We start from the raw sequence: 22,746 nt of genomic DNA, 5'->3' as shown, positions 1-22,746 counted from the left end.
CACAGGAATCCAAACCGGTTCGCGTGCAGTCGCTCGTCTCCGTCGTCCTCGAGGAAGCTCTGCCCCGCGTCGTGACGATATCGCTGTTGATCGGCGCGGGCGTCGGGCTCGCGAATCTGGCGGTGGAGTTCGGTCTCGTCACGGTCGTTGCCCGCGTCGGCCGCTATCTTACCGAGCCCGCGAACCTCCCGCCAGAGGTCGGAACCGCCGTTCTCACGAACGCGGTCTCGGTGACGGCCGGCTACGGCATGCTGGCGGAGTTCCGCGAGGACGGTCTGCTCGACGATCGGGCTACCCTCGTTGCCGTCGTCATCAACACGTTCTTCGGCTTCGTCCAGCACATTTTCACCTACTACGGCCCCGTCCTCGTCCCGATCCTGGGACTGCAGGTCGGGCTCATGTACGTCGGCGCGCGAGCCGGCATCTCACTGGCGATCACCGTCGTCGGCCTGCTTGCCGGTGCCGTCCTCCTGCGTGGCTACGAGTACGACCGGCGCGGCGTCGACCCGGACACGCCCGACGAGGAGTCGAGAACGACCCGTGAAAAGCTCCGCAGCGCCGCCGACAGCACGCTCGAGCGGTTGCGCTCGATCGTCCCTCGACTGACGGTCGTCTACACCGCGGTGTTCGTCGCGCTCGCCTACGCCGAGTGGATTCTCGACGCGTTCGCGGCGATCGGCATCGACGATCCGGGCGCGGTGCTGGCACCGGTGGCCGGCCTGCTGGGACTGCCGAGCGCGGCGGTGCCCGTGATCCTCGTCTCGCTGGTCGACCCGACGACGGGCGCGATCACCGTCGCCCCCCTGATCGGCGACGTGCTGACGCCGGACGAAGCGGTGATCACGCTGCTCGTGGGGAGTCTGGTCTCGCTGACGATCGGGACGGTCAAGCGATCGATCCCCTTCCAGTTCGGCATCTGGGGGGCGTCGTTCGGGGCGAAAGTGATCGCCGTCAACGTCTGTCTGAAAGCCGCGTTCATCCTCGTGGCGATCGGCGTCTTTTTCGCCGTCTGAACGCGCCGCGAGGACCGTCACCCCCGCCGTTCTCGGACGCGTCGGCCGAGCGGACTACTGTCGTGATCGATACGAGAACGGGCCGAAAGCGGACCGATCGATACGCATTCGCTACAGTGGTTCCGGCCCGTCGTGAAAGGGGACGACGACGGAAGGGTCGTTACGCGCTCGAGGGCGTCGTGCTACCCGATGCTCGGACGCTACCGTAGGCACTGACGATCGACAGGATCGCGATGATCGCCCCACCGAGACTGTTGATCCCGACCACCAGCGCGCGGTCGACGCCGAGAACGAACGGTGCCGCCGCGATCCAGACACCGAGCAACAGGAGAATCACCGCGAGAACGATGCTTGGCTCCTTCTCGCTGGTCCAGTAGGCGTGGAGCGCAGCGACGAACGCGACCGCGCCACCGGCGAGGACGTTCTGGAGCCCCATGAAGTCGGTAATTGTGAATATCGGCGCCGACACCATGATGAACGCCCCCAGCACGGCGGTGAGTCCGGCCGCCCGTTCGACCAGTACCGATGCATCGTCGGCGGATCGTGTCCCGCTCATACGTGAAGATTGCGGGCGCCAGATATTTGAGAGCATCGATAATGTTTCGAATCTGGTATATCTGTGAAACGTCGAGCGGGTCGAACGTGGTCCGAGAGCGGGCGTCGGAATCCGACGGAGACGGCCGAGTCGGAACCCAGCGGAACCGCCCGCCGACTCGAGTCAGGCCAATTCAGGCTGGCCCCTTATCCTACTCAGGTCCTACCGCCAGAGTATGGGAGAGTACACTGACCGCCTCATGATACTGCTCATCGCCGGCGGCGGCCTCGGAACCTTCATCGTCGCGTGGTTCGGCGGCTTCATCGTCGCCGGGACGGGGGGCTGGGTGGAGAACCTCGGCCTCGCCGTGCTCGTCCTGCTCTTCGTGGGCGTGCTCATCGGCATCTGGCACGAGCTCAACAGCATCGATGCGGAACAACAGTGAAGCGCGGATCGATCTCGCTTTCCGGCTCCGCGATCCAGTTTCCTCCACGGAGCGCCAGCGAGAACCGGACCGCCTGGTTTGCCACCGGTTGGTCGTATCCATCACGAGGGCCATCACCGGTTCGTCGACGTGTTCCGCAGGTAACCGAAACGCGCCTTCCGCCGATCGATCGCGGCCGCCGCTCGTCGACCGCCAACTGTTTCGCCCCACAACCACTATACGTTAGACGTATCTAAACCACTGTATGAGTAGTGTCGTGGACCGACGCGCGCTCGTCTCCGACGCCGCCGACGCATGACCGGCTGGGTCGAACTCCTGATTATCGCGTTTGTCCTCCAGCTCTCGGTGTTGCCCGGCGAAAAAGTCCAGTTCATCATCGCGGGGCTCTCGACCCGCTACAATCCGTGGATCGTGGTCGCCGCCGCGGGGAGTGCCTTCGCCGGCTGGACGACCCTCGAGATCCTCTTCGGCGCGGCGATCAAGGGCGTGCTCGCGCCCGTATATCTGGACGCGATCACGGCCGCGCTGTTCTTGCTCTTCGCCGCGTTGCTCGTCCGGTCGGCCCCCGATCGGAACGCGCGAGTCGTCGCAACCAACGGCGGCGTCCCGGCTGCCGAGTCGATCGATGTCTCGATCCGCGGCTACGATGTCCCGCCGTATCTCCGCGGGTTCGTCCCGATCTTCCTCCTGATGACCGCAGGGGAGTTCGGCGACAAGACCCAACTCGTCACCATCGGGCTCGCCGTCCAGTACGGCGCTCGCCCCGCCATCTGGGCCGGCGAGATGCTCGCGATCATCCCCGTGAGCATCGCGAACGCCCTCTTCTTCCACCACTTCTCCCACCGGTTCGACGCCCGGTTAGCTCATTTCGCCGGCGCAGGTCTCTTCCTGTTTTTCGGGCTCGATACGATCCTGCAGTTGGTGACCGGGTTCTCGGTCTGGGAGACGATCGTCGAGGGTATCTCGTCCGTGTTGCTGGCGTTTCTGTAAGGGCGACGGAGTCACGTTATCCGACCGGCGTAGCCGACCGCTGGTGGTCCAGTCGATGCGGAGTAACTGATACCTGCGTCGGGCGTCTACTAGAGGTGATTCAATGAGCACCTCCGACCGCCTGAGAGAGCGACTGCTCTCGGAACTCGAGGCCGAACGCCACACCCACAAGTCGCTCAGAGAGACCCTCGCGGAGAAATACGGATACGCTGACACAGAGATCAGCCGTGCGATCTCGACCCTCAACGACGAGGGCGAAATTCGCCACAGACAGGGCTTTTTCGAACGTGTCGAGAACGGCGGGAACTAGACTTCGGCGAGAAGCACTACTCCATCGCCGGATACAGCAACCGAGTGTGGCACTGCAGAGCGGAATCGGACAGACGACTCTACTCGTTCACCCTATCGATCGGTGAACCCCATTTCGCGGAGTTGTACACAGTTGGGGCACCACTCAGAGTCGTTCACTCGAGCGAACGTTCTTTCGCCACAGCGAGAACATCTCCCATCAGGATACCGGACCATACCCTACTGAGACAAGAATATCAGCATAGGTCTTTGGGTATCCGAGTCAGAGTCACGACGCTTTTCTCGATCCGAGTGGGGGGGGAATTCGACCACGGGACGACTACGCTGCTCGAGAGTTTGTGTGCGGCGAGAATATGGGGTCGGAGGGTGTTCGGACGTGCCGATTCCGCCTTTTCGCCCGAAGTAGACGCGCTCATGAATCCACCTCCACGTCGATGTCGGTCGGATCGCTATGCTCGCAGATGTCGATGCCATCGAAGTCGGTGATCCGTCGACGAAGATCCTCGTCGAGATCGGGCCGGTCGTAGTACCGGCGAATCACGTCCGGCGTCGTTGCTGCTCGATCGGCAACGTCCTGAATCGAACGACCGATGTTCAGTTGCCACGTAATGCTGCCGCGACGGGCCGGATGGGGTGACGTCGACGAAGGGCACTTGCTGGCTTCCGTTTGTGCAGTCCACCGGCAGTTGTGACGCTGCCGATTGTGCGGACACTCGCGCATCACGCACGGCAGCGTCGCCTGATAGATCCAGTTCGTGATGGTGCTTCTCGCCGGCCGACCCTGGCGGCTGGCGAAAAGGGGGCGACGGCCCGTCTCATCGTGTACGTCGACTCGTTCCCGCTCGACGAACTCGTGAAGGACCTCGTTCGGCTTCTCCGAGAGGACCACCTTCCGTTGATGGGAGTCACCACGCTTCAGCCGAGTTCCGCTTTCCGGGCGGTTGAGGAATTTCAGCGTCCGGGCATCAGGATCGTAGTCGCTGACATCGAGCGATCGGATGCACGAACGGCGACCTCCGGTGTGACTGATCACCTCCAGGAGCGCGTGCCGTCTCTTCGCGCGCCACTGCATGGAGTCGCGGTAGAACGTCAGGAACTCTCGAAGGGTCTTCGGGCGCAGGATATCGGAACTCGTCTGTTCGCTGTCTTCGAGTTGCAACGGCTCGATCGCCAGATGCGTTCCGATTCGCAGGTAGCCCTGCGACTCGAGCCACTTGAGCCAGCGCCGGGCCTGTTTCTGTTTACTCTGGACGGTTACGCGCGCGTAGTCCTGTTGAATCAGCCAGTCAGTGAACTGGCCGACTCGCCACATCTCGAGATCCGAGATCGTGTCAAGTTCCTCGTCCTCAGCGAACTTCTCGAAGGTGTCGAGCGATTTCCGATACGTCCGCGCCGTCTCTCCTTTCCAGTCCGGTCTGTTCCGGGTGATGAAGAGGTCGATCGCTTCGGGAATCTCGAGATCTGGGGCGTTCTGGTCGCCGTGGGCTCGAGGAGGCGTCACCGCGATCGACCTCCATCAAGATTGCACTCGGCGGAAGTCTCTGAACAGTCGATACTCTTACCGGGGTGAAGCGTGCAGTCGTGCATGGTCTCACTCTTGGGACCGCGGACGAGCTGCGCGCGCCGTTTGTTGGTCCAGGGGGCGCGCGCGGCTGTTGTCCGTCGGTGTTGATGTAATTCAGTGCCAGCTACACTTAGCCTTAACCGGGTCGTTTCCGATTTTCCGATAACCTTCCGAAACCGCCAAACGGGGCGTTTAAGCACCGTGTGCGTATTGTTTCTCATGCTTCCGTAGTCGGGTTTCGGAAGCTTCTCACGGACCGGTGTCCCAGCACCGGGCCGTTTCCGATACGGGCCTGTGACAGTCAGGACCGCGTATAGCTTCCGTAGGTAACCCTTCTCGTTGCAAAGCCGATAAAGGTAACCCTAATCGTTGCAACATGCATCAAATCGTATTACCCATAATACTCCTGATTATTTAGCCATCGGAAAACAACCAGTTCAGTGTGCAACCGAGCTGGTGGAGCGAGTACGATGGGCCAATCTTAGAAGTGCTATGTGAGAGCGGTAAGGCCCTACCACCACGCGTTATCCTGTTCAACTTAGAATACGAAGAACGGGCTTCGCCTCATCGATCTACAGTAAAGAGACGGCTGAATCGTCTCACGGAGTACGGGCTCACCGAGAAGGTAGACGACTCTGGATACTACGTCATAACCGACAAAGGCCGGTCGTGGCTCGAGGGAGATCTCGACGTGAGTGAGATTGAGGATAGATAGACTTTTTATTTATCTAACTAGATCCAGCAGTTATCTCCGATAGTATGTATCGATATACTCCGGACGAAATCGATCAGGAACGGGCACATCATCAAGCGCTGAAGCAGGTCACGGAAACGAACGCAGGCGACGTTGATGTGAAGCGAATCGGAAATCTGGGGGAAATGGCGTTCGAGCGATTCTGTCGAGAATTTATCCCGGTGGAGATGTGGGATTGGGAAAACGAGTACGCTATCCGAAGGTGTAACCCAGAGAGCTTCTCTGGTTACGACTTCGAGGTGTTCGGCTACGAAGTAGATGTGAAGACTTCGCGTGACGTCTCTGCATTTCTGCCAGAGCGAATGCTCGAGACGGACGACCAAGATGATATCATCGTGATGGCGTGGCATCGGGATAACGAAGATGCCCTGATTCTACTCGGCTGGGAGCGCGTGGAGACGCTGAAATCGAAGGCGGAAACGCAGGAGGAATATTCTGGCGACGAGCCGGACAAACTGGACCACCTCGCAGCTCGACCGATGAACGAACTGATCGAACTCGGGCCGAGCACTGCCCAAATGAAGCAGAACCCGAAGAATCCATTTACACCCGGCGATCGGGTCGTGAAGGTAGAAGAGGAGGACTCGGACACTGCCGTTGTGATTGAGCGACTGCCGCCAGAGAAGTTGAGCTACGAAGCGGTCAACGTAGCGTTCGTTCCGCAACTTGATGAGGGACCAGGGGATTGGAGAGATATCCACCCCGCTAAGCTCGCATCGTACTGCGACGATCAGAACATACGAACGTATCCGTACAAGTACTCGAATCTGGAGTTAGCGAAGAACCCCTTTGAGCCAGGAGATCGAGTCGTCAAGACAGAAGACGAAGACCCAAGCACTGGCCTTGTGACGGAGCGACTCGATCCAGAAGAGAGAGGATATGAAGCAGTCAACGTTGTTTTCGTTGAGCAACTTACTGAGAACGGTTCTGATTGGGAACAGACGCCCGTAAGAGAGTTAGCTGACTACTGCAGTGAGGAGAGTGTAAGAACATATCCATTCAAATACACTAATATCGAGTTCGCTGAGTAAGATTGCTTTAAATACTAGATTGAAGGGAACGATCTAGTGTCAGTAACCGATTTGGATCTGTGAAACCAAATATACTAAATGTCTGCTGCCTATAGTAGGCTGGAAATGAGTAGTCAGAATGAAAGTAAATCTGATGATGAATATGATCTTTTTGATGGTTTGAACTTGGCGGCGATGTTGGCAGGAATGGGTTTTATTGCTATGCTGGCTGCCGGCGGGATATATATTCAGGCTGAATCAAGCAAACCACCGTCACTACAGACGTACAAACCACTATTTGTATCTTACTTGATTGGTGTTTCTACAGGCCATTATTTAGCTAAACCATCTATATCGGAGAAACACAGTATTAGATCCGCATATCTAGGAGCATTTCTTATGCTATCCATGTACTGGGCATATCTCCAACAGATATCTATTCTAACTGCTGTTCTTATTATGTCTACTGTCACGCTAGTGTTGGGCCACCACTCTAATCTTGTTGACGAACACAAGCAGATCAGAAAACTCATCAAGCTTTTCGCCCAGGGGCTCTCACCTGTCGGCTTGACACTGGTCGTTGTATTTCAGTATGCCATTCCAACCTTGCCAGCTGAAGTTATGATCGGGGGACGAACTGTTGACCTGATCCCCCTATACGGACTTATAACGATAATGGTAGTGTTTGTGGCTCTAGCATTACTATATGTGATCATAAAATTCTATTTGGACGAACGTTTAGAAAGGGAAATAGAGGCATCCCGTAGCAGGTAGACCTCCGGAAATGTAATCCAATGCAACGCGAAGAAGAAGAAGAGAAGCGGCCTCAGCCCCCACAAGGAGGAGCTTCGGCCGCTTCTCTAGCTTGTAGTTTAGTGAATTGGTGACGATCGCGGACCCGACCATACTGGGGTGGTCGGTTGGTGGGTGGACTAATTCTCGAGGCAAGTACCGCGGTCTAAGATAGAATCTCTTATTCGCAAAGAGAGAACCAGAGGGGACCAATCCGTAGCATCAGCCAGATCTATGTAATGATGCTGACGGAATTCTCCAGATGGTTGCTGGCAGTGACGAGCATTCGTGGAGAAGGGATTGCTGGGACAAAGACTGCTGTTACTGTTTAAGTGGATACGAGAAGTGGTATACCAAATGATATCGTTATACCGATGAAGAATACTATCAGTCCATAAAGAACCTCCCGGCGGGAGTATTCGTCCATCGGGGCTGTAGTTCTTCTCACTTTTTCAGTTTTCCCGCCGGTCTTCACCACGTCTTCCTCTATATTTTGTTTTATCTCTATCACATGTTCCATTTCAGAAGGGTTATTTTCGACACGTGCACTACCGGCATGGGGTGTAACATTATCTTGCCAAGCACCTTGATCTTCTATTGGAGTTATATCTATCGAGACATCTTCATATCGCTGCACCAAATTAAGAACAGCATCAGTATGGCTACTTATTATGTCATCGTGTCCAAATAAGACCGTATATTGGCGATCAACGCCAAAATCACTATCAAGCTTTCTGATATTAGCTTCAGAAATGGCTGTTAGAAATTTTGTGAGTTCTGATTCCTTTATACTTTGGAGGGTTTCGACAAGTTCTGGTTCCATTAGTCCTGCATATTGGTTTATCGTTTTATCAAATTGGTTTCGCAAATTTGATATTTCGTTCTCTGATATCTGAAACCAATCTGGGTTAGGACCATCGCCAGCAGTGGGATAGCTTCTTTCAAAGTCGAGAAGTTGAACTTGTTTATCAAAATCACCGTTAAATAATTCCGCATAACTTGCCGGAGGTGATGAAGGGTATTCTTCCAACGCCACAATATACATCTCTGAGAGGAAGGATAGATGGCTGTTGAGACTCCCTTGGATTTGCCGAAGGGCAGCAGCCTGTATACGTTGTCGTCTATGTTCTTCTTGCTCTCGAAAACTCCTTTCAACAAGAAGAATCGTAATGTAGGATCCTAGTGTTGCTGTGGCTACCCCTGCAAAAATATCTTTCAATCCAGCATATTCCATATTATTCTCAACCATATAATAATAAGGTAGAAACGACGCGATAGATATTATGAGCGGATAAACATACGGTGGAGAGACTGCAACTCCGAATCGTTTCATGGACAAATCAACGTATGTATTTACGCCTACTTGAATTCAGAGTTTCAGAGACATCAATCCCCCCGAGGATCCTCAAGGACATCGAGAAGTTCCTGCCAATTCTTATCCTCCTGAAAGAGTCCTGGTTCGAGATTCCACGCCCATGGTGCTGAGTCACTTGGATCGTAACCGTCGTACTTCTCAAAATTCTGAACCAGATCTGGGAATAACGGTTCGGACGGCCGGTCGGCATCAGCTCCCCACTCCTGAAAGAATTCGGCTTCGGTCTTTTCGTCCTTCCAAAACGCAAGCGTAGTAAGGCGCTTCCCTTCCGGATGATAGTCCCGACCAGAATGAAAGATGTTACCGCAGGCATAGACGCCGATCTTCGCGAAGCGCTTCGCCAGCGGCGTCCACTGGTTCGCAACCTCGTAACTGTACGTGCGCGCGTCGAAGTGCGTCGACGACTCGTCGATGACGATGAACTTCGGCGTCGATCGATGGCGGAGACAGGTGACCGCGAGATCGTGAGCTGACGTACAGACCTTATCGGTTCGCTCCCACGAACGGGAGTTGGAGATCACCATGAGTTCGTCGGGGAACTCTTCAATCAGCTTGAACGCACGATCGGTCAACTCGACGAGTTTATACATGGTGTTCGTCTTTCCCGTTTCCGGGTTACCGGCTCCGGCCACGAACGCGGGCGCACCGTTGTTGTGGAGTTCCTCGAGGAGCCGCAGCGCGACGGTCATGTTCGAGCCGTCGAACTCCTGTTCGGTCACACCGACGAGGTAGCTCGCGAGCGAGGCATCACCAGTGTCAACCGCTCGAGACGCAGCGTCCGTGAGGAAGTTCGGATAGAGAACGTCGCCGAGATCGGTGTCAGCGAACGCAGTCGCGTCGAGATCGCCACGCTCAGAAACCACGTCGTCGACGAAGTTGAGAGACCGGCGATCGCGATCGCTCGCGACGATCCCGGCGTGGGACTTGATCCGATCGTCGCCCTCGAGGTCGCCTGTGATCTGTTCGCGAAGCTTCGCCAGCGTCAGGAGTTTTTCGTCGGTATCAGTCATCGTCAGCTGTCAGTGCGGGAAGTCCACCGCCGGACTGCCGCTCGTTCTGTTCACCGCTCGGTTCCCCCTGGTCGTCGAGATCGTCGACGTCCACGTCAGCCGCCTCGAGGACATCACCGAGTTCGTCCAAGTCGACATCTAACTTTTCGAGTGCGTCTGCGTCACCGCTGTACCGTCGCTCAAGGCCGAACTGGTCCAGGGCGTCGTTCACTGCGTGATCGAGACCGTCCCCTTCGTCGGGGAGCGATCCTTTCTCGAACGTCGAGACGACCGACGCAACGGCGTCTTTGGCCGCGATTCTGACGATCGACCACAGGTTGTTCTCGTAAGCGAACGCTCGCTGTGCGTCTTCCTCGAGCAGATTCCTGCACTCGTAGACTTTCTGGAGCGACGCGACGAGCTCGCGATCGGTCAGCGTACCGCGCCAGGTACCTTCGACGGTCATCGCTTCGAGATCGACGTTCGTTCCGGCGAAGAGGATCGGACCCCACTGTTCGAGTTCGCCGTCGGTGACCTCGAGATCGCTGAAGTCCTCGGCGGGGAAGCGGTAGATCGCCCCGTCCGTGATCCGTGCGTCTACGTCGACGAGCCAGATCGAGACGGGTTCCGGTACCCAGTTGGTCAGCCGATCGCCCACGATCGACGCGGGGAACAGACAGACGAGCAGCGCGAGTCCGAAGACTTTGAACTCTCGGCCAATGTCTGGCACCCATCCGAGCATCAACGCAGCGGCTGCGATCAGGCAGCCGAGTGCCATTAGCTTGAACCCGTTTTGGAACAGCCACTCGAGCACCATCGAACGCCGAGTTGGATCCGTCGTCGGAACCTGGCTGGGAGATCCGGGCGAAGATGTACTTTGACCGCTCATGCTACCCGCTCCGGCTCTCTCGCAATGCCAGTGAGTTGCTTGAGGATCTTCCAAGCAATGACGAACACAGCCGCCGTGAACGCGCCAGCAGCCGACAGACGAGCGTCGTTCGCCGTCCACGGGCCACCGATCAGCGGATCAGGGCCGTCAAGCACGACGTACGGGTTCCCGCTCGTCTCGAAGAAGTCCTCGGTGATGATGACGAGCTGGTCGCCGCCCTCGATCGAGACTTGCCGTGGCGAGTCTCCGTCGAGATCGATGGCTCGACTCTCGCCATTGCCCTGATCCGACTCACCAGTCTTCATCGGGGGGAATAGGTAAACAGTCGTGCTCGAGGTCGCGTTCAGCGTGACATGGTAGGTCCCGCCGTCGTACGACCACTCTTCGACGTACGCCTCACCGTCGATGTAGAGCCGACCGCTCTCTCCCGGGTCTTTTGATACGGTACCACCTGCAGTTTCGTTCGGACTCTCGTTCGCTGCCTGCGCTGCGACCATGCCGATCGGCGCGATCAGCGCGGCCGCTACCAGCAGGAGCGCGAAAGAAATTGTGCGAATCATGGTTTTGTTACCGGTTGTCGAGGAGCATCAGCCCGGCAGCAGCGGCTGCAAGCAGACCCACAGGGCCGAAGGTGCCAAAGCCACCGAACAACGGCCCGCCGCTACTACTTGATGAGCCATCAGGTTCACGAGCTTCGATCTCCTGCCGGAGTTCGATAAGGTCGGCCTGCAGCGCCAGCATCTCAGACGTGTTGGCCGTTTTGTAGACGTACTTGGTGGTTTGTGTCGACTGTAGGTTAGAGCCGTCCTTAGCCGTCATACTGGTAATGGTGAACGAGTTGGAGAAGTCGATCTTCTTCCCGTCCGTCGTCAGCATGAACACAGGGCCGTCGATAGCCGACGGGTCGTAGGTCGTCCCTGCCGACCACGTACTGTTTGGCGCGTTCCGCGCCATCACGATACCGGTGTACGACGAACCCTGATAGTCGACAGCCATCGTACCAGACGTGTTCAGATTCGGCATATCGTATCCCATCATGGCGAGTGCCGCTGTCGACCGCCAGAGACCTTCGGTCTCGTTAGGCGACCGGACACCGTACTCGAACATAGCGGTGTGCGACGAGATCACGTCAGATGCGTTGATCGTGCCGTTATCGAAGTCCGAATACGTCGTTTCCACGAAGTTTGAAGCCTCGGTCGAGAGGCCACTACTCATATCATTGATACGGTAGTGTTTCGGGGCGAACCGTGAGAAGTCGAGAATTTTGATCTGGTCAGACGTGTTATACGTGTCGTCAGGCACGTCAACCCTCATGCCGTAGATTGTCGCACCGAAATCGCCGTACCCACTGTAATAGATTCCGCCATCCGTAGGGTCTTTGAACTCGCCGGATGTGCTATCGAGATCGGTCGGCGTGATCAGCGTGTACGTGCCGTATTCCGCTTCGTAAGCATCACTGCCCCAACTCACGTTGAGGGCTTTCACGTCTACCGTGGTGCCGTTCGGGAGCGTGACAGACTCAGTGTCAATCCCGTTATAAACGGGCGTGCCACCGGAACCGGATGTCTCATCGAGAAACACGTAGCTCGCCGAGATCCCTTCTTCCATCGCCGCTTGGTCGCGCAGCGTCTTGGTTTGGACCAGCGTTTGGTTCCACTGTTCGTACAGGTTGACCGCCTTGATGGAATAGTAATCTCGAATCGCTTCACGAGCGTCGGCCTTAGCAGTCGCCTTTGTCGAGCCGTTCTCGTACGCCTCAGCAACGGCAGCCTCTTGCTTCATCCACGCAGTGCTCTCCGTGTCGTTCAGGTAGTTCTCGAACGGAGCCGCCCATGCGTCGAAGCCGGCAGCCTGTCCGGAGGCAGCTGTGTATATGTCTACCTTCGTTTGGTTTGCGTCAGACTCCTCCATCTCCTGAATCGTGTGTTCAACGTAGGCCGCACGTGAGCAGGAATCAGCGTTAACGAGCCCTGCCGTGATGAACATCACGAAGTCGTCGAGATTCGTACAGTTGCCGGTTTCAGCAGCCGCCGCCGGTTGCGCAGCACCAGTGAGCAGCGACATCACCAAAAGCAGCGCGATCGCCACGGAACCGAGTCGTTGCACTAGGGAGCGAGCGTGATCAGCGTCAGCCTGCGTACCGTTCTCTGGAGTTTTCGCAGGCATGTCAGTCCTCTCGGAGCATCAGCGCGGCCGCCGCGATGAGCAGCCCGGCACCGGCTAACTTCGCGCCCCCGCTAGAGCCGGCGAAGAAGCCGCTGCCCGAACTCCCCAGCGTCGAGATCGCCACATCGTCGAGGTCGGAGTCAGTACCTTCGACTGCGACCACGTACTCGGTGTTGACCTCGAGCGCACTCACGTCGGCCGTCGTGTAGTTGTGTGTGGTGGTGTTGCCAGGGTCCGATGTAACCGTCTCGGAGTGAACGACCGTCGCCGTCGACGAGTCGTTCTGATACTCCGTCGCGTTGTAGAACACGATATCCGCCGTCGTGTTCTGGGCGTCAGAGATTGAGCTGTTCCAGCTCAGATCAACGGCCACTGTGTCGTTCGAGTCGCCGAAGGTCGCCGTTTCGTTGGCGAGCTCCGCAGCGGCAGCGTTCCCAACGAGGGCGACCCCAACACCGACGATCGCGACCGTGAAGAGAACGGCCATCAGCAGTGCGAGTTTTCGAGCCACTGTGATCACCGCATGGCGACGCCGTAGCCACCGGCGACGATCAGGAACGCGAGAATCTGCGTCCACGTACTGGTATTGACCAGATCGGTGATGAACGAGATATGCTCGTAGCCCACGATCAGTACGGGGCTGGCAGCGATCATCGCCTGTTCCCACTCGTCGTAGTGTTCGAAACTCTTCGTCTCGCTCGACATGAACGCGACCGCGAAGATCGCGAGCGAGCCGAGCATGACGTGCGTCGTCTGGATGGTGTAGTCGAACCACGCGATAGTCAGCGTGGAGAACGCACCGAACTGGTAGAGACCGAAGATGCTGAAGAGCATTCCCAGTAACGCCGGGACCGCGCGTAGTTGCGAATAGTCGTTCATGATACCGCTCAGGCTTGCGTTTCGAGTTGCCATTGTGTTGATGAAAGGTCGCTGTTAGTCGGCGGACTATTCGCGGAACTGGAGCGTACGCTCAGTACCTTCGCGCTCGTTGCCGTCGTCGTCTTCCCAGGTGTACGTCCCAGTGCCCTCGAGGCGGAACTCGTGGCCCTCTTGGATGTCGTTCGCGTGAACGCGGTCCTCAAGCGTCCGGTTGAAATGAACGAGGCGGATGTCGCCCTCGTCGGAACCGTGAGTGCTTTTGTAGCGGACGCGCAGCTGGTCGAACTGACCGCTGTTCTCGGCGAGGTTCAGAATGATGCCCTGAATGACCTCTCCTTCGTCGGGGAGTTCCTGCCACTCCGCGTTGTCGTCGTCGTAGTTTCCGCCCGGTGCGTCTGCCGTCTGAAAGCCAGATGCGTTATCCGTTGCCATGGTCACTCATTCAGTCCATTATCGGGCAGCACCCTCTGAAACTGAACATTCAGCATTCAGATGCAGATGATAATAACTAGGACAGCGGTACGTCGCCGTTACGTCAGGCCATTAGGCGATCTAAGAATGACCAAATCATTCCAATCTATACATTCCATGGATGTAGGATTGTTACATTCTTTTCCACTGGTGTACTTATTTGAGTACCTGTCTCCTAGTTCTCCTATCACGCCTATCTTCCCACTCCTCTATCTGGTCTTGGGCAGCATCATGCGCAATTGTTCGAGAATGTACTAATGTTTGTAAGTTAGACAAAAATGAAGAAATTGTAGTGCCAATCAGTCCAATAAGTACCCCCCACGCGATCGGGTTCAGAACTACATCAATAGACAGAACTCCAGATATGATTAAGACCGATACGAGGTATGAAAACAAATTAACTAGTAGAGAGAGGTTCCCGGCTTGCCATAATATCTTCTTAGCAGTATATTCCCAGATCCGGTATATAACATGGATCACTTTATCCTTAGCAGAGTAGTTATCACTCTCATTCAGAGAATAAGGAAACATATCTGGATGCCATTCCCGAATTTTCTTAGTTACGGTCATAGTCCAAAATACCTCATGTACAGCTCTCTCTAAGGACATAACAGAATTTTAGCCTATATGGCAGTTGTTGGTTATTCTATAAAATATATTCGACTGTGGGCACTATACGGATATTTCATGACTGGGTAGGAACAAATGCTGAACAAAGCTGTTGCTCTGCATCAGCCAAACATTATCTCCATGCCTGAGCAGTCGGAGGAGGACGATCGCCAGTCGATGCGAGGACAACGGGTTCATTGGGGTCATGGACTGCGGTTTCAAGGGCGTCCGAGTTAACACGTTGGTCAGGGGACGCTGGAAGATCCCCGTAGTGATACGCGCCCAAATATTCGATTCGAGCGAGTGTCGTTGAACTCGTTGAGACTTCAGTCGCCTCGAGCTCACGCTCAGCGACGAGATCGCGAACGAGTCGGTAGAGGAGAGCATCAGCGCGGTCGCGATCGAGATCGGGATAGAGTGCATGGCTGTCGTCAAATCGTTCGGCGTGATGAAGAAGCGATGTACGAGTTACGTCAGCAACGCCGCGACGAATATCGGAGCGATCGGGGTCGAGTTCGATATCTCGCCGGATCGTTCTAGAGGGCGACCAGAACCGCCGTTGAGTACACCAGTAGAGAGCGAGCTTCCACCATGCCGACTTTCCGGGTGTCTCGATCGATCCTTGGAAGTCTGGATCATCGAGACTATCGAGATCGAGCAATAGCGCGTATGTTTCCGAGAGATACTTCCCAATATAGGACCCTGCGGTCTTCTGCATCGGATTTTCGTCGGAACCGTCGAAATCGATCTGACCTTCCTCCTGGTGGAATCGGACCCGATCGTCGATCCAGTCTTCAGAGTGGTCGTGATCACCGTAGCGATACCAACTCACGAAGCCTTCGTCAGTGTTGAACTCGGCCTCGAGGTCGTCGAGATCGTCACGGAACACAAGCGGATACGCATCGACGATCCGGCCCTGGCCCGTGCGCGTCTCAGTGTCCTTGTTCCACTGATGGGACAGTTCGGCTTTATCGCAGAGCCACGGCATTCCGTCAACATCGCGAACGGGGGGATCAAAATAGAGGACGTGAAGGTGTGGGTAACCCTTTGACGTAAATTCGAGCACCTTCACATATTCGAGCTTTTTACGTGGACGGCCGGTAACGTCATCGTCAGGTCCACGCCACGCACGGACATCCTTGCGGCGAGTATCCGCTTTTGTCGATGGATCAGTTTTGAGCCACTGATTCAGCGCGTGGAAGTTTTCGTTGATAGCCATAATAGCATCGTACAAGCTATCGAATTTTCGTGGGTCAGTGGTCAGTGTACAGAAAACAGCGGTGTCCGCATGTTCGGAACCCCATTCGAGGGAATCTTGAAGCATCGCGAACGTTCGGTCGACGCGTCCACGGTCAGAGAAACGGGTCGCCATCGGTTTGATCATACGGCGCTTTTCGTGGCCCGATCGATTTGCTAGATGAACATCGAATGCCAGGCGGTAGTCGCGAACGCGTTGGATGTAACGACGAAGAGAACGTGCAAGGGTGGATTTCTGAGCCTCAGAAAGAGTAAGAAGGTCGTTACGTCTCGATTTCAAGATATTCAGACAAAACTCACGGTCGTAAACCAGATCGTTCGATTCGGTAGCTGTTTCAGTTATGCCTGCTGAAATCAAGTCAAGCAGCCGGTGGGTTGGTGTGACCCACCGACCATGCTCGTTGTCTCGATCGAGCGCGTCGACACGGACCAAATCAGTCTCAGCCTCGAGATCGTTCACAAAGCGATTGAGAAACTGGTAGTCATCATCAGAGCCGTCGAGAGCTACCCAGTCAGAGCCGCCGTAGAACCGCTGGGCAGCTTCATCGTGCCGTTCGTAAGCGTCACCAGAGAGGTCATAAAGACCGCTATAGTCGTTCGGAGCGACACCTTTGAGGACGTAATGACAAAGCGCGGTCTGGGAAATCCCTTCAGGATGGCGGGCGAGGAACTTGAGAATTCGAACGCGGTCGCTGTTACGGTCGGTTAGCGCGTCAGGATCGCGCTGACCGTAGGCCATCAAACCGCAGTCCGCCAGGTGTTGTACTAATCCCGATGTGTTACAACCCTGGCTCGTGCCAGCCAGGGCTGCCATCTACTGAGCGTCAGAGACGGGGAGTATGGGATCAACGGGACAGATGTACAGGAGGTACTGCTCATCGAGGAGGCAGCGGCCGTGCCTGTGAAGATCACGACGACACTGAGAGCAAACCGCGTTCACTGCGAATCACCTTTCTCGTTAAGTTGCTCAAGATGTCCTCGTCGATGCTCCCACACAGGAACGAGAACAACCGTATCTGGCGTGTTTAGATACGGTTTCCCGTTGTCGGTTTCAGCAAATGGACCGAGCCAATCAGAGGGAACGATGTGATGAACGTCGTACTGATCACCGAACACGTCATGCGGATCAGCACCTGCTGCAATAGCGCAGAGCTGGTGGATGTAAACAGTGTCGTCGTTACCACCACGTCGACAGCGAACGTACCGATAGCCATTCGATGTCTCGATAATAGACGGCGGGCTGACCCTAGAATGATAGACAGAGGAAGAGTCACGTCTAACTTGACCGCCATCAGTCACGATCCGTTTAGTAGAACTCCCTCGCGCCGCTCCCTGGCCGGAACGAGGCTGGTCGCTCGCTGCGCTGCGCTCCCTGCATTCCGGGCTTTCCCTCACTGCGACGGACGCTCCTAAAGGTCGCGTTGCGTCGCGAGTTGCGGGTTCCGGGCATCTGCCCATCCGGCACTCGCGGCGCTCAGTCGATGCTGGTACCTGACCGCTACACGATTGTGACCGCCGGAGGGAGAGAGTGGTCAAGTGACTCCGATTCTCCTCGAGGGAGATCGCGAGAAGTTGAAGATCCGGATGAAGCCGATTCGGAGCGGTCACGCCGACCACCCCGCAAAAGAGAGTTTTCTACGAGACTTTAGTCTCAGAAGGGTTAAGGTATAATTAAGGTCAGAGTGGGGTCGGAGGGATTTGAACCCCCGATCTACTGATATCTCCGGTGCGCCTCGGAACTCCAGAGGGTCATCACACGGACACTGATCAGGTGCCCGATCAGTATATCAGTCTGGAGTGTCGTCCCGGGCGCGTTGCCTCTGGAGTCAGCCGCCATGCCTGGCTTGGCCACGACCCCTCGAGTCCCAGTTGGGGGATGCAGCCTAAAGTGGTTTCGATTCTGGACAGAACCGCACTACAGCCACGGGGCCCGGCCCGCCGTGTCCGTGCCGTCGTCGCTCGGATACGAACTCGAGTCGTCTTCGCCGTCCGGGCCCATCGGTTCGGTCGCGTCCGCCACGTCACCGCCGTCGGTCACCGCCCCCATCTGGGCGGCCGCGTCGTCGGCGTCGGCACCCGTACTCGAGTCGTCGCCCCCGCCGAGCGGGAGATCGATGGCGAACAGGGCGGCGACGACCAGTGCGGCGAGGGGGGCCTGTCCGAAGGCCATCCCGAGCAGGGAGAGGGGGAGCAGCCCGAGAGCGACCGCGCTGCCGAAGCGGAATCGGTCGATGTCCATGTACTCCCGGAGGTAGGGTCCGGTCAGCGCGACCGTCAGCGCGAAGGCGACCCCGACAGCCGCGGCCAGCGTCGCATGGGCGACGAGGACCGGATCGGTCATCACTCGGATCGTTAGCCCGGTGGGGTCGACGCTGGCGACCAGACCGAGCCCGATGACGACCACGGGGTTGGGGAGGTAGTCGCCGATGGTCGCACTGGCGGTTTTGGCCGCGATCGCCGCGATGACCAGCGCCGCGAAGCGCTCGAAGATGACGATGTCGAGAACGCTTTCGATCGTCGGGGCGAGGGCGGCCTCGAGCGCCGCCAGCAGGATCAGCGGCAGTCCGATGAGCATGACGACCGCGGCCTGTTCGCGGGGCGTGCCGTCCATATCGGCGAGAATGACGGCGACGGTTGCGCTGCCGCCGAAGATCAGCAGGCCGACCTGAATCGCGCCGAGCGGCTCGCCGAGGGCACCTGCGAGGATCAGGGCAGGGAAGACGCCGTCGACTAACGGGAGCATCATTACCAGCGCAAGCAGCCTGGCGTCACCACCGACGATGCGCTCCATGCGGAGCGCGACCGGGTGCTGTGACGTACTCATCGGTCAGGGCCGATGGCCGTGACCCGAGGCCTGTGGGCGATATGACGGGCGGTCCCGTACCGGCCGGTCCGCACACCGGACGATCGCGTTGTGGTTTGGGCCTCGCGCTGTGAGTTTCTGTGTAAAATTCCCGAACAGGGCGGCGACGGAGTCGGAACTCGTCCGGCCATCGGTTCGGGCGGCAGCTGCACTCACAGCGTACATACCCGAACGAACGGACGGCCGATCAATAAACATTGCGTGGGATGACGTTTCACGACTCGCCGAAAGTTCAGCAGAGACGGATAGAGACGTACAGAAATGCACAGATCTGTCCCGAATGTGGTCACCCGTCACGTCGCGTGCTGACCCCGACCGGTGTCGATCTGCCGGAAAACCGCGGGAGGAAGACGAGTCGACCCTAGCGGACGAGAGAGAACGCGCCAGAGAGCGGCGGATCGGCCGTTGACGGGCTCGACAACGGTTCACACCCGTATTCATCTCGCAACGTTTTTCCCCCGGGGGTCCGGACGGTTTACATGGCGAACGACGTTCCCGAGCACGAGCCCTATTCTTCGAAACTGCAGGTACCGGAAGCGCTAACGTTCGATGACGTTCTTCTGCGCCCGAAAGAGAGCCGCGTCGAACCCGACGACGCCGACCTCACGTCGAACGTCTCGAGAAACGTGGAGGTCTCGGTGCCGATCCTCTCGGCGGCGATGGACACCGTTACCGAGAGCGGCATGGCGATCGCGATGGCCCGCCACGGCGGGCTCGGCGTCCTCCACCGGAACATGAACATCGACGAGATGGTCGAGGAGATCGGTCGCGTCAAGAGCGCCGACGAACTGATCATCCCGCTGGACGAGGTCGTCACCGCCGACCCCGAGATGTCCGTCCGCGAGGTCGACGAGCTGATGGCCCGCCAGGGCGTCGGCGGCGCGCCCGTCGTCAACACGAACGGCGAAGTCCTGGGAATCATCTCGAGTACGGACATCCGCCCCCACCTCGAGGTCAACGAGGACGACCCGGTCACCGAGGCGATGACCGACGAGGTCATTACCGCCCACGAGGAGATCGACGCCCGCGACGCGTTCGACCTGATGTACGAGCACAAGATCGAACGGGTGCCGGTCGTCGACGACGAGAACCTCCTCGTGGGACTCGTCACGATGCAGGGCATCCTCCAGCGCCGCGAGTACAAGGAGGCCGTTCGCGACGAGGACGGCCGTCTTCGCTGTGGTGTCGCCGTCAGCCCCTTCGAGACAGACCGCGCCCTCGCCGCGGACGAGGCGGGCGCGGACGTGCTGTTCATCGACACCGCGCACGCGCACAACCTGAACGTCATCGACGGCGCTCGAGAGATCAAAGAGTCCGTCGACGCGGACGTCGTCGTCGGCAACATCGGCACCCGCGAAGCGGCCGCGGATCTTGTCGAGTTCGCGGACGGTCTGAAAGTCGGCATCGGTCCGGGCTCGATCTGCACGACGCGGGTGGTCTCCGGCGCAGGGATGCCCCAGATCACGGCCGTCGCACAGGTCGCAGACGTGGCCGCCGAACACGACGTGCCCGTGATCGCTGACGGCGGGATTCGGTACTCCGGCGACGCGATCAAGGCGGTCGCCGCCGGCGCGGACGCGGTCATGCTCGGCTCCTACTTCGCCGGTACCGACGAGGCACCGGGCCGCGTCGTCACGATGAACGGCAAGAAGTACAAGCAGTACCGCGGCATGGGGTCGGTCGGCGCGATGAAATCCGGCGACAGCGACCGCTACCTGAAGGACGAACCGGACGAGGAAGACGAGTACGTCCCCGAGGGTGTCGAGGCGGCGACGCCGTACAAGGGGTCGCTGCAGTCCGAGCTCCACCAGCTCGCGGGCGGGATGCAGTCGGGGATGGGCTACGTCGGTGCGGAAACGATCCCCGCGTTCAAAGAACGCGCGGAGTTCGTCCGCGTCTCCTCGGCCGGTCAGGCCGAGAGCCACGCCCACGACGTCGTCATCACCGACGAGGCGCCGAACTACTCGCCCGACAGCGAGTAACGCTGCCTGCGGTCGTCCGCCAGCGAGTCATCGCGTTCGCTCCCGCTTTTCGGTTGCAACCCCTCGAGTAACTCGACCCAGGTCCGTCTCGAGCCGTACTCAGGGCTCGAGCGTCGGCGTCGTGAACGCGCCCTCGTCGAGTTCGGGATCGTACTCCTCGATCGCGGCTTTGACGACGGTGAACACGCCTCGTTTGCTCCACCGCGCCGTGTTGATGTAGAGGTCGTAAAACGTCCGGTTGTCGATGTCGATCTGGTAATAAGACTGGTAGCGACCGGCTTCGCTGACCTCGCGGACGCGCATCTCGGCTTCGGTCTCGCCGCGGTCGTCGATCCGAGCGAGCCGGACGTCTTCCGGTGCGTCGAGCCAGATACGCAAGTCCGCGCGCTCGCCCGCCAACCAGCCCGCGAGCCGGGACTCGAGGATGAACGGCTTGTTGGCCATGCCCCATTTCTCGGCGATCTGCTGGAGCCGTTGGTCAAGCGCGCGGTCGATCTCGTCGGACTCGTCGGCTTTCGCGGTGAGCTGATTCAGGCTCATATCGCGGTCCTCGGCGAGTTCGCGGAAGATATCCCCGCCGGAGACGTACGGACAGCCCATGGCGTCGGCGAGGCGTTCGCACAGCGTCGTCGCCCCACAGCCCGGTGGGCCGGAGACGGTGATGAAAAGCGTGGTGTCGATCCCCTCGGTCGAACTGTCTTCTGTGCCCATACGTTTTCCCACTCGGTCCCCCGTGAAAAGGTTCCGGCTCGAATTCGAGGGACGTGAACGGAACGCATGTGGGAGCTGACCGCACGGATCGCGAGCGGACCCGGATTCAGGGGACGAACGAGTTGCCACACTCGGTACACGTCAGCCGAAAGTTCCCCTCGTCGGTGAACCCGAGACCGTGTCCGACCTCCGCTTCGCACTCCTGGCAGTAAGCCATTGACTCGATCTGGTCCCAGTCGTGTTTGGACTTGGGCGCGCCGAAGGCGAAGCCGACGACCTGCTCGTCGGAGTCGTTGTAGCCATGCTGGAAGTCACCCGGCGCAAATCGGATCACCTCGCCCTCGTCGACCGGGATTTCATCGTCTTCCGTCTCGAAAATCGCGGTCCCCTCCTGCACGTAGAAGACCTCCTCCTGGTCGTGGTGGGTGTGCAGTCCGCCCGAAAAGGACTCACCCGGCTCGAGTTCGAAGTAGTTCATCGCGAAGTCAGAAAAGCCGAGTTCGTCCGAGACCGGCCGCCTGACCGAGTGTACGTCCAATGGGTTGACTTCGATATCGACATCGTCGATCGCGACTTTCTCCATATGCCGGCGTTCGTCTCCCGACCCAAAAGTCTCGTGATTGAGGATATCTACCACGTGGCGACGCTCGAAGAGTAATGCCTACGGTCGTGCAACCCTGAGTCCCGAACGTGAACCGTCGTACGGCACTCCGATCCGCCGGGGTCGCAGCCACCGTGGGCCTCTCGGGCTGCGTCGAGACGCTGCAGGAGCACTACCAGGGGAGCTTTCGGGGCGTGGTACCGGTCGAAGTCTACAGCGACGCCGATCGCTACTACAACCTCCGGCTCGAGGCCTACGCCGCGGGGACGGACCGGCAGACCTACGAGGAGAGCTACACCGTCACGCCGGACCAGCAGGCGACATCCCCGCACCTCGAGGCGGCCGAGCAGCAATTCCGCGCGACGAAGCTCGGACAGGAGGGTGACACGCTTGCGGTCAAAGACGGGACGATCACGCCGAACACGAACCTCGTAGAGGTCCGGATCACGAACGACGGGCTGATTTTGAACATCGAGCAAGGCGAAAACGAGGAGACGGGTGCGACCGCCGGCTCCGAGTAGAACGATGCCGGGACCGGCGGG

At 58.1% G+C, this 22,746-nt stretch carries 22 protein-coding genes and 1 tRNA gene; 8 read left to right on the top strand and 15 right to left on the bottom strand.

The window, feature by feature from the left end; all coding sequences use genetic code 11:
- Window positions 1-23: 23 nt before the first annotated feature.
- A complete protein-coding gene (locus NKH51_RS04905) occupies window positions 24-1,013 on the top strand; it encodes a nucleoside recognition protein (protein WP_254764131.1) in 990 nt (329 codons plus the stop codon).
- 160 nt (window positions 1,014-1,173) lie between these two features.
- On the opposite strand, the gene NKH51_RS04900 is transcribed toward NKH51_RS04905, so the two are convergent.
- On the bottom strand, window positions 1,174-1,569 hold the full coding sequence (locus NKH51_RS04900; protein WP_254764130.1) for an SPW repeat domain-containing protein: 396 nt from the start codon (window positions 1,567-1,569) through the stop codon (window positions 1,174-1,176).
- 214 nt (window positions 1,570-1,783) lie between these two features.
- Between NKH51_RS04900 and NKH51_RS04895 the strand changes: the two genes are divergently transcribed.
- From NKH51_RS04895 to NKH51_RS04885, 3 genes are all read left to right on the top strand, one after another.
- A complete protein-coding gene (locus NKH51_RS04895; RefSeq protein ID WP_254764129.1) occupies window positions 1,784-1,993 on the top strand; it encodes a hypothetical protein in 210 nt (69 codons plus the stop codon).
- Between the two features lie 294 nt (window positions 1,994-2,287).
- The gene (locus NKH51_RS04890; RefSeq protein ID WP_254764128.1) at window positions 2,288-2,983 is read left to right on the top strand and encodes a TMEM165/GDT1 family protein; all 696 of its coding nucleotides are present in this window, start codon (window positions 2,288-2,290) and stop codon (window positions 2,981-2,983) included.
- A 103-nt stretch (window positions 2,984-3,086) separates the two neighbouring features.
- Window positions 3,087-3,293, top strand: a complete 207-nt coding sequence (locus NKH51_RS04885; RefSeq protein WP_254764127.1) for a hypothetical protein — start codon at window positions 3,087-3,089, stop codon at window positions 3,291-3,293.
- A gap of 411 nt (window positions 3,294-3,704) precedes the next feature.
- Here the strand turns inward: NKH51_RS04885 and NKH51_RS04880 are convergent, their stop codons facing one another.
- Complete coding sequence (locus NKH51_RS04880; RefSeq protein WP_254764126.1) at window positions 3,705-4,793, bottom strand: tyrosine-type recombinase/integrase; 1,089 nt, start codon at window positions 4,791-4,793, stop codon at window positions 3,705-3,707.
- Between the two features lie 822 nt (window positions 4,794-5,615).
- Here NKH51_RS04880 and NKH51_RS04875 point away from each other — a divergent pair.
- Together NKH51_RS04875 and NKH51_RS04870 are read left to right on the top strand one after the other, a co-directional pair.
- Window positions 5,616-6,641: a DUF7961 domain-containing protein gene (locus NKH51_RS04875; protein ID WP_254764125.1), complete on the top strand. Its 1,026-nt coding sequence runs from the start codon at window positions 5,616-5,618 to the stop codon at window positions 6,639-6,641.
- A gap of 78 nt (window positions 6,642-6,719) precedes the next feature.
- Window positions 6,720-7,394, top strand: coding sequence for a hypothetical protein (locus tag NKH51_RS04870; protein WP_254764124.1), 675 nt, complete (start codon window positions 6,720-6,722; stop codon window positions 7,392-7,394).
- Window positions 7,395-7,740: 346 nt separating this feature from the next.
- On the opposite strand, the gene NKH51_RS04865 is transcribed toward NKH51_RS04870, so the two are convergent.
- From NKH51_RS04865 to NKH51_RS04815, 11 genes are all read right to left on the bottom strand, one after another.
- Window positions 7,741-8,661, bottom strand: coding sequence for a DUF7550 family protein (locus tag NKH51_RS04865; RefSeq protein WP_254764123.1), 921 nt, complete (start codon window positions 8,659-8,661; stop codon window positions 7,741-7,743).
- 137 nt (window positions 8,662-8,798) lie between these two features.
- Complete coding sequence (locus NKH51_RS04860; protein WP_254764122.1) at window positions 8,799-9,797, bottom strand: hypothetical protein; 999 nt, start codon at window positions 9,795-9,797, stop codon at window positions 8,799-8,801.
- Window positions 9,790-10,665, bottom strand: coding sequence for a DUF8125 domain-containing protein (locus NKH51_RS04855; RefSeq protein ID WP_254764121.1), 876 nt, complete (start codon window positions 10,663-10,665; stop codon window positions 9,790-9,792). Before NKH51_RS04855 ends, NKH51_RS04860 begins: the two co-directional genes overlap by 8 nt.
- Window positions 10,662-11,225 (bottom strand): DUF8063 family protein, encoded by a 564-nt coding sequence (locus NKH51_RS04850; protein ID WP_486633610.1) that lies wholly within the window; start codon window positions 11,223-11,225, stop codon window positions 10,662-10,664. The genes NKH51_RS04855 and NKH51_RS04850 overlap by 4 nt, the downstream gene beginning before the upstream one ends.
- A 7-nt stretch (window positions 11,226-11,232) precedes the next feature.
- A complete protein-coding gene (locus NKH51_RS04845) occupies window positions 11,233-12,753 on the bottom strand; it encodes an Env/VP5 family phage fusion protein (RefSeq protein ID WP_254764119.1) in 1,521 nt (506 codons plus the stop codon).
- Window positions 12,754-12,832: 79 nt separating this feature from the next.
- Complete coding sequence (locus NKH51_RS04840) at window positions 12,833-13,342, bottom strand: PGF-CTERM sorting domain-containing protein (protein ID WP_254764118.1); 510 nt, start codon at window positions 13,340-13,342, stop codon at window positions 12,833-12,835.
- A 5-nt stretch (window positions 13,343-13,347) separates the two neighbouring features.
- The gene (locus NKH51_RS04835; RefSeq protein ID WP_254764117.1) at window positions 13,348-13,710 is read right to left on the bottom strand and encodes a DUF8023 family protein; all 363 of its coding nucleotides are present in this window, start codon (window positions 13,708-13,710) and stop codon (window positions 13,348-13,350) included.
- A 66-nt stretch (window positions 13,711-13,776) separates the two neighbouring features.
- Window positions 13,777-14,142 (bottom strand): hypothetical protein, encoded by a 366-nt coding sequence (locus tag NKH51_RS04830; RefSeq protein ID WP_254764116.1) that lies wholly within the window; start codon window positions 14,140-14,142, stop codon window positions 13,777-13,779.
- Between the two features lie 781 nt (window positions 14,143-14,923).
- Window positions 14,924-16,786 carry a DUF8148 domain-containing protein gene (locus tag NKH51_RS04825; RefSeq protein ID WP_254764115.1) on the bottom strand — a complete coding sequence of 621 codons (1,863 nt, stop codon included), beginning with the start codon at window positions 16,784-16,786 and terminating at the stop codon, window positions 14,924-14,926.
- A gap of 944 nt (window positions 16,787-17,730) precedes the next feature.
- A tRNA-Trp gene (locus NKH51_RS04820) sits at window positions 17,731-17,905 on the bottom strand.
- A 57-nt stretch (window positions 17,906-17,962) separates the two neighbouring features.
- A complete protein-coding gene (locus NKH51_RS04815; RefSeq protein ID WP_254764114.1) occupies window positions 17,963-18,871 on the bottom strand; it encodes a DUF5794 domain-containing protein in 909 nt (302 codons plus the stop codon).
- Between the two features lie 518 nt (window positions 18,872-19,389).
- Here NKH51_RS04815 and guaB point away from each other — a divergent pair.
- On the top strand, window positions 19,390-20,892 hold the full coding sequence (gene guaB / locus NKH51_RS04810; RefSeq protein ID WP_254764113.1) for an IMP dehydrogenase: 1,503 nt from the start codon (window positions 19,390-19,392) through the stop codon (window positions 20,890-20,892).
- 99 nt (window positions 20,893-20,991) lie between these two features.
- Here the strand turns inward: guaB and cmk are convergent, their stop codons facing one another.
- On the bottom strand, window positions 20,992-21,603 hold the full coding sequence (gene cmk, locus NKH51_RS04805) for a (d)CMP kinase (protein ID WP_254764112.1): 612 nt from the start codon (window positions 21,601-21,603) through the stop codon (window positions 20,992-20,994).
- Window positions 21,604-21,709: 106 nt separating this feature from the next.
- Complete coding sequence (locus tag NKH51_RS04800) at window positions 21,710-22,186, bottom strand: cupin domain-containing protein (protein WP_254764111.1); 477 nt, start codon at window positions 22,184-22,186, stop codon at window positions 21,710-21,712.
- Between the two features lie 107 nt (window positions 22,187-22,293).
- Here NKH51_RS04800 and NKH51_RS04795 point away from each other — a divergent pair, with 107 nt between their 5' ends.
- Window positions 22,294-22,725 (top strand): hypothetical protein, encoded by a 432-nt coding sequence (locus NKH51_RS04795; protein ID WP_254764110.1) that lies wholly within the window; start codon window positions 22,294-22,296, stop codon window positions 22,723-22,725.
- Window positions 22,726-22,746: the final 21 nt, after the last annotated feature.

Source organism: Natrinema marinum, assembly GCF_024296685.1.
In the GTDB taxonomy this organism is placed as follows: domain Archaea; phylum Halobacteriota; class Halobacteria; order Halobacteriales; family Natrialbaceae; genus Natrinema; species Natrinema marinum.
Note: the sequence above shows the minus strand (reverse complement) of the source record. Positions and strands in the feature narration are given on the sequence as shown.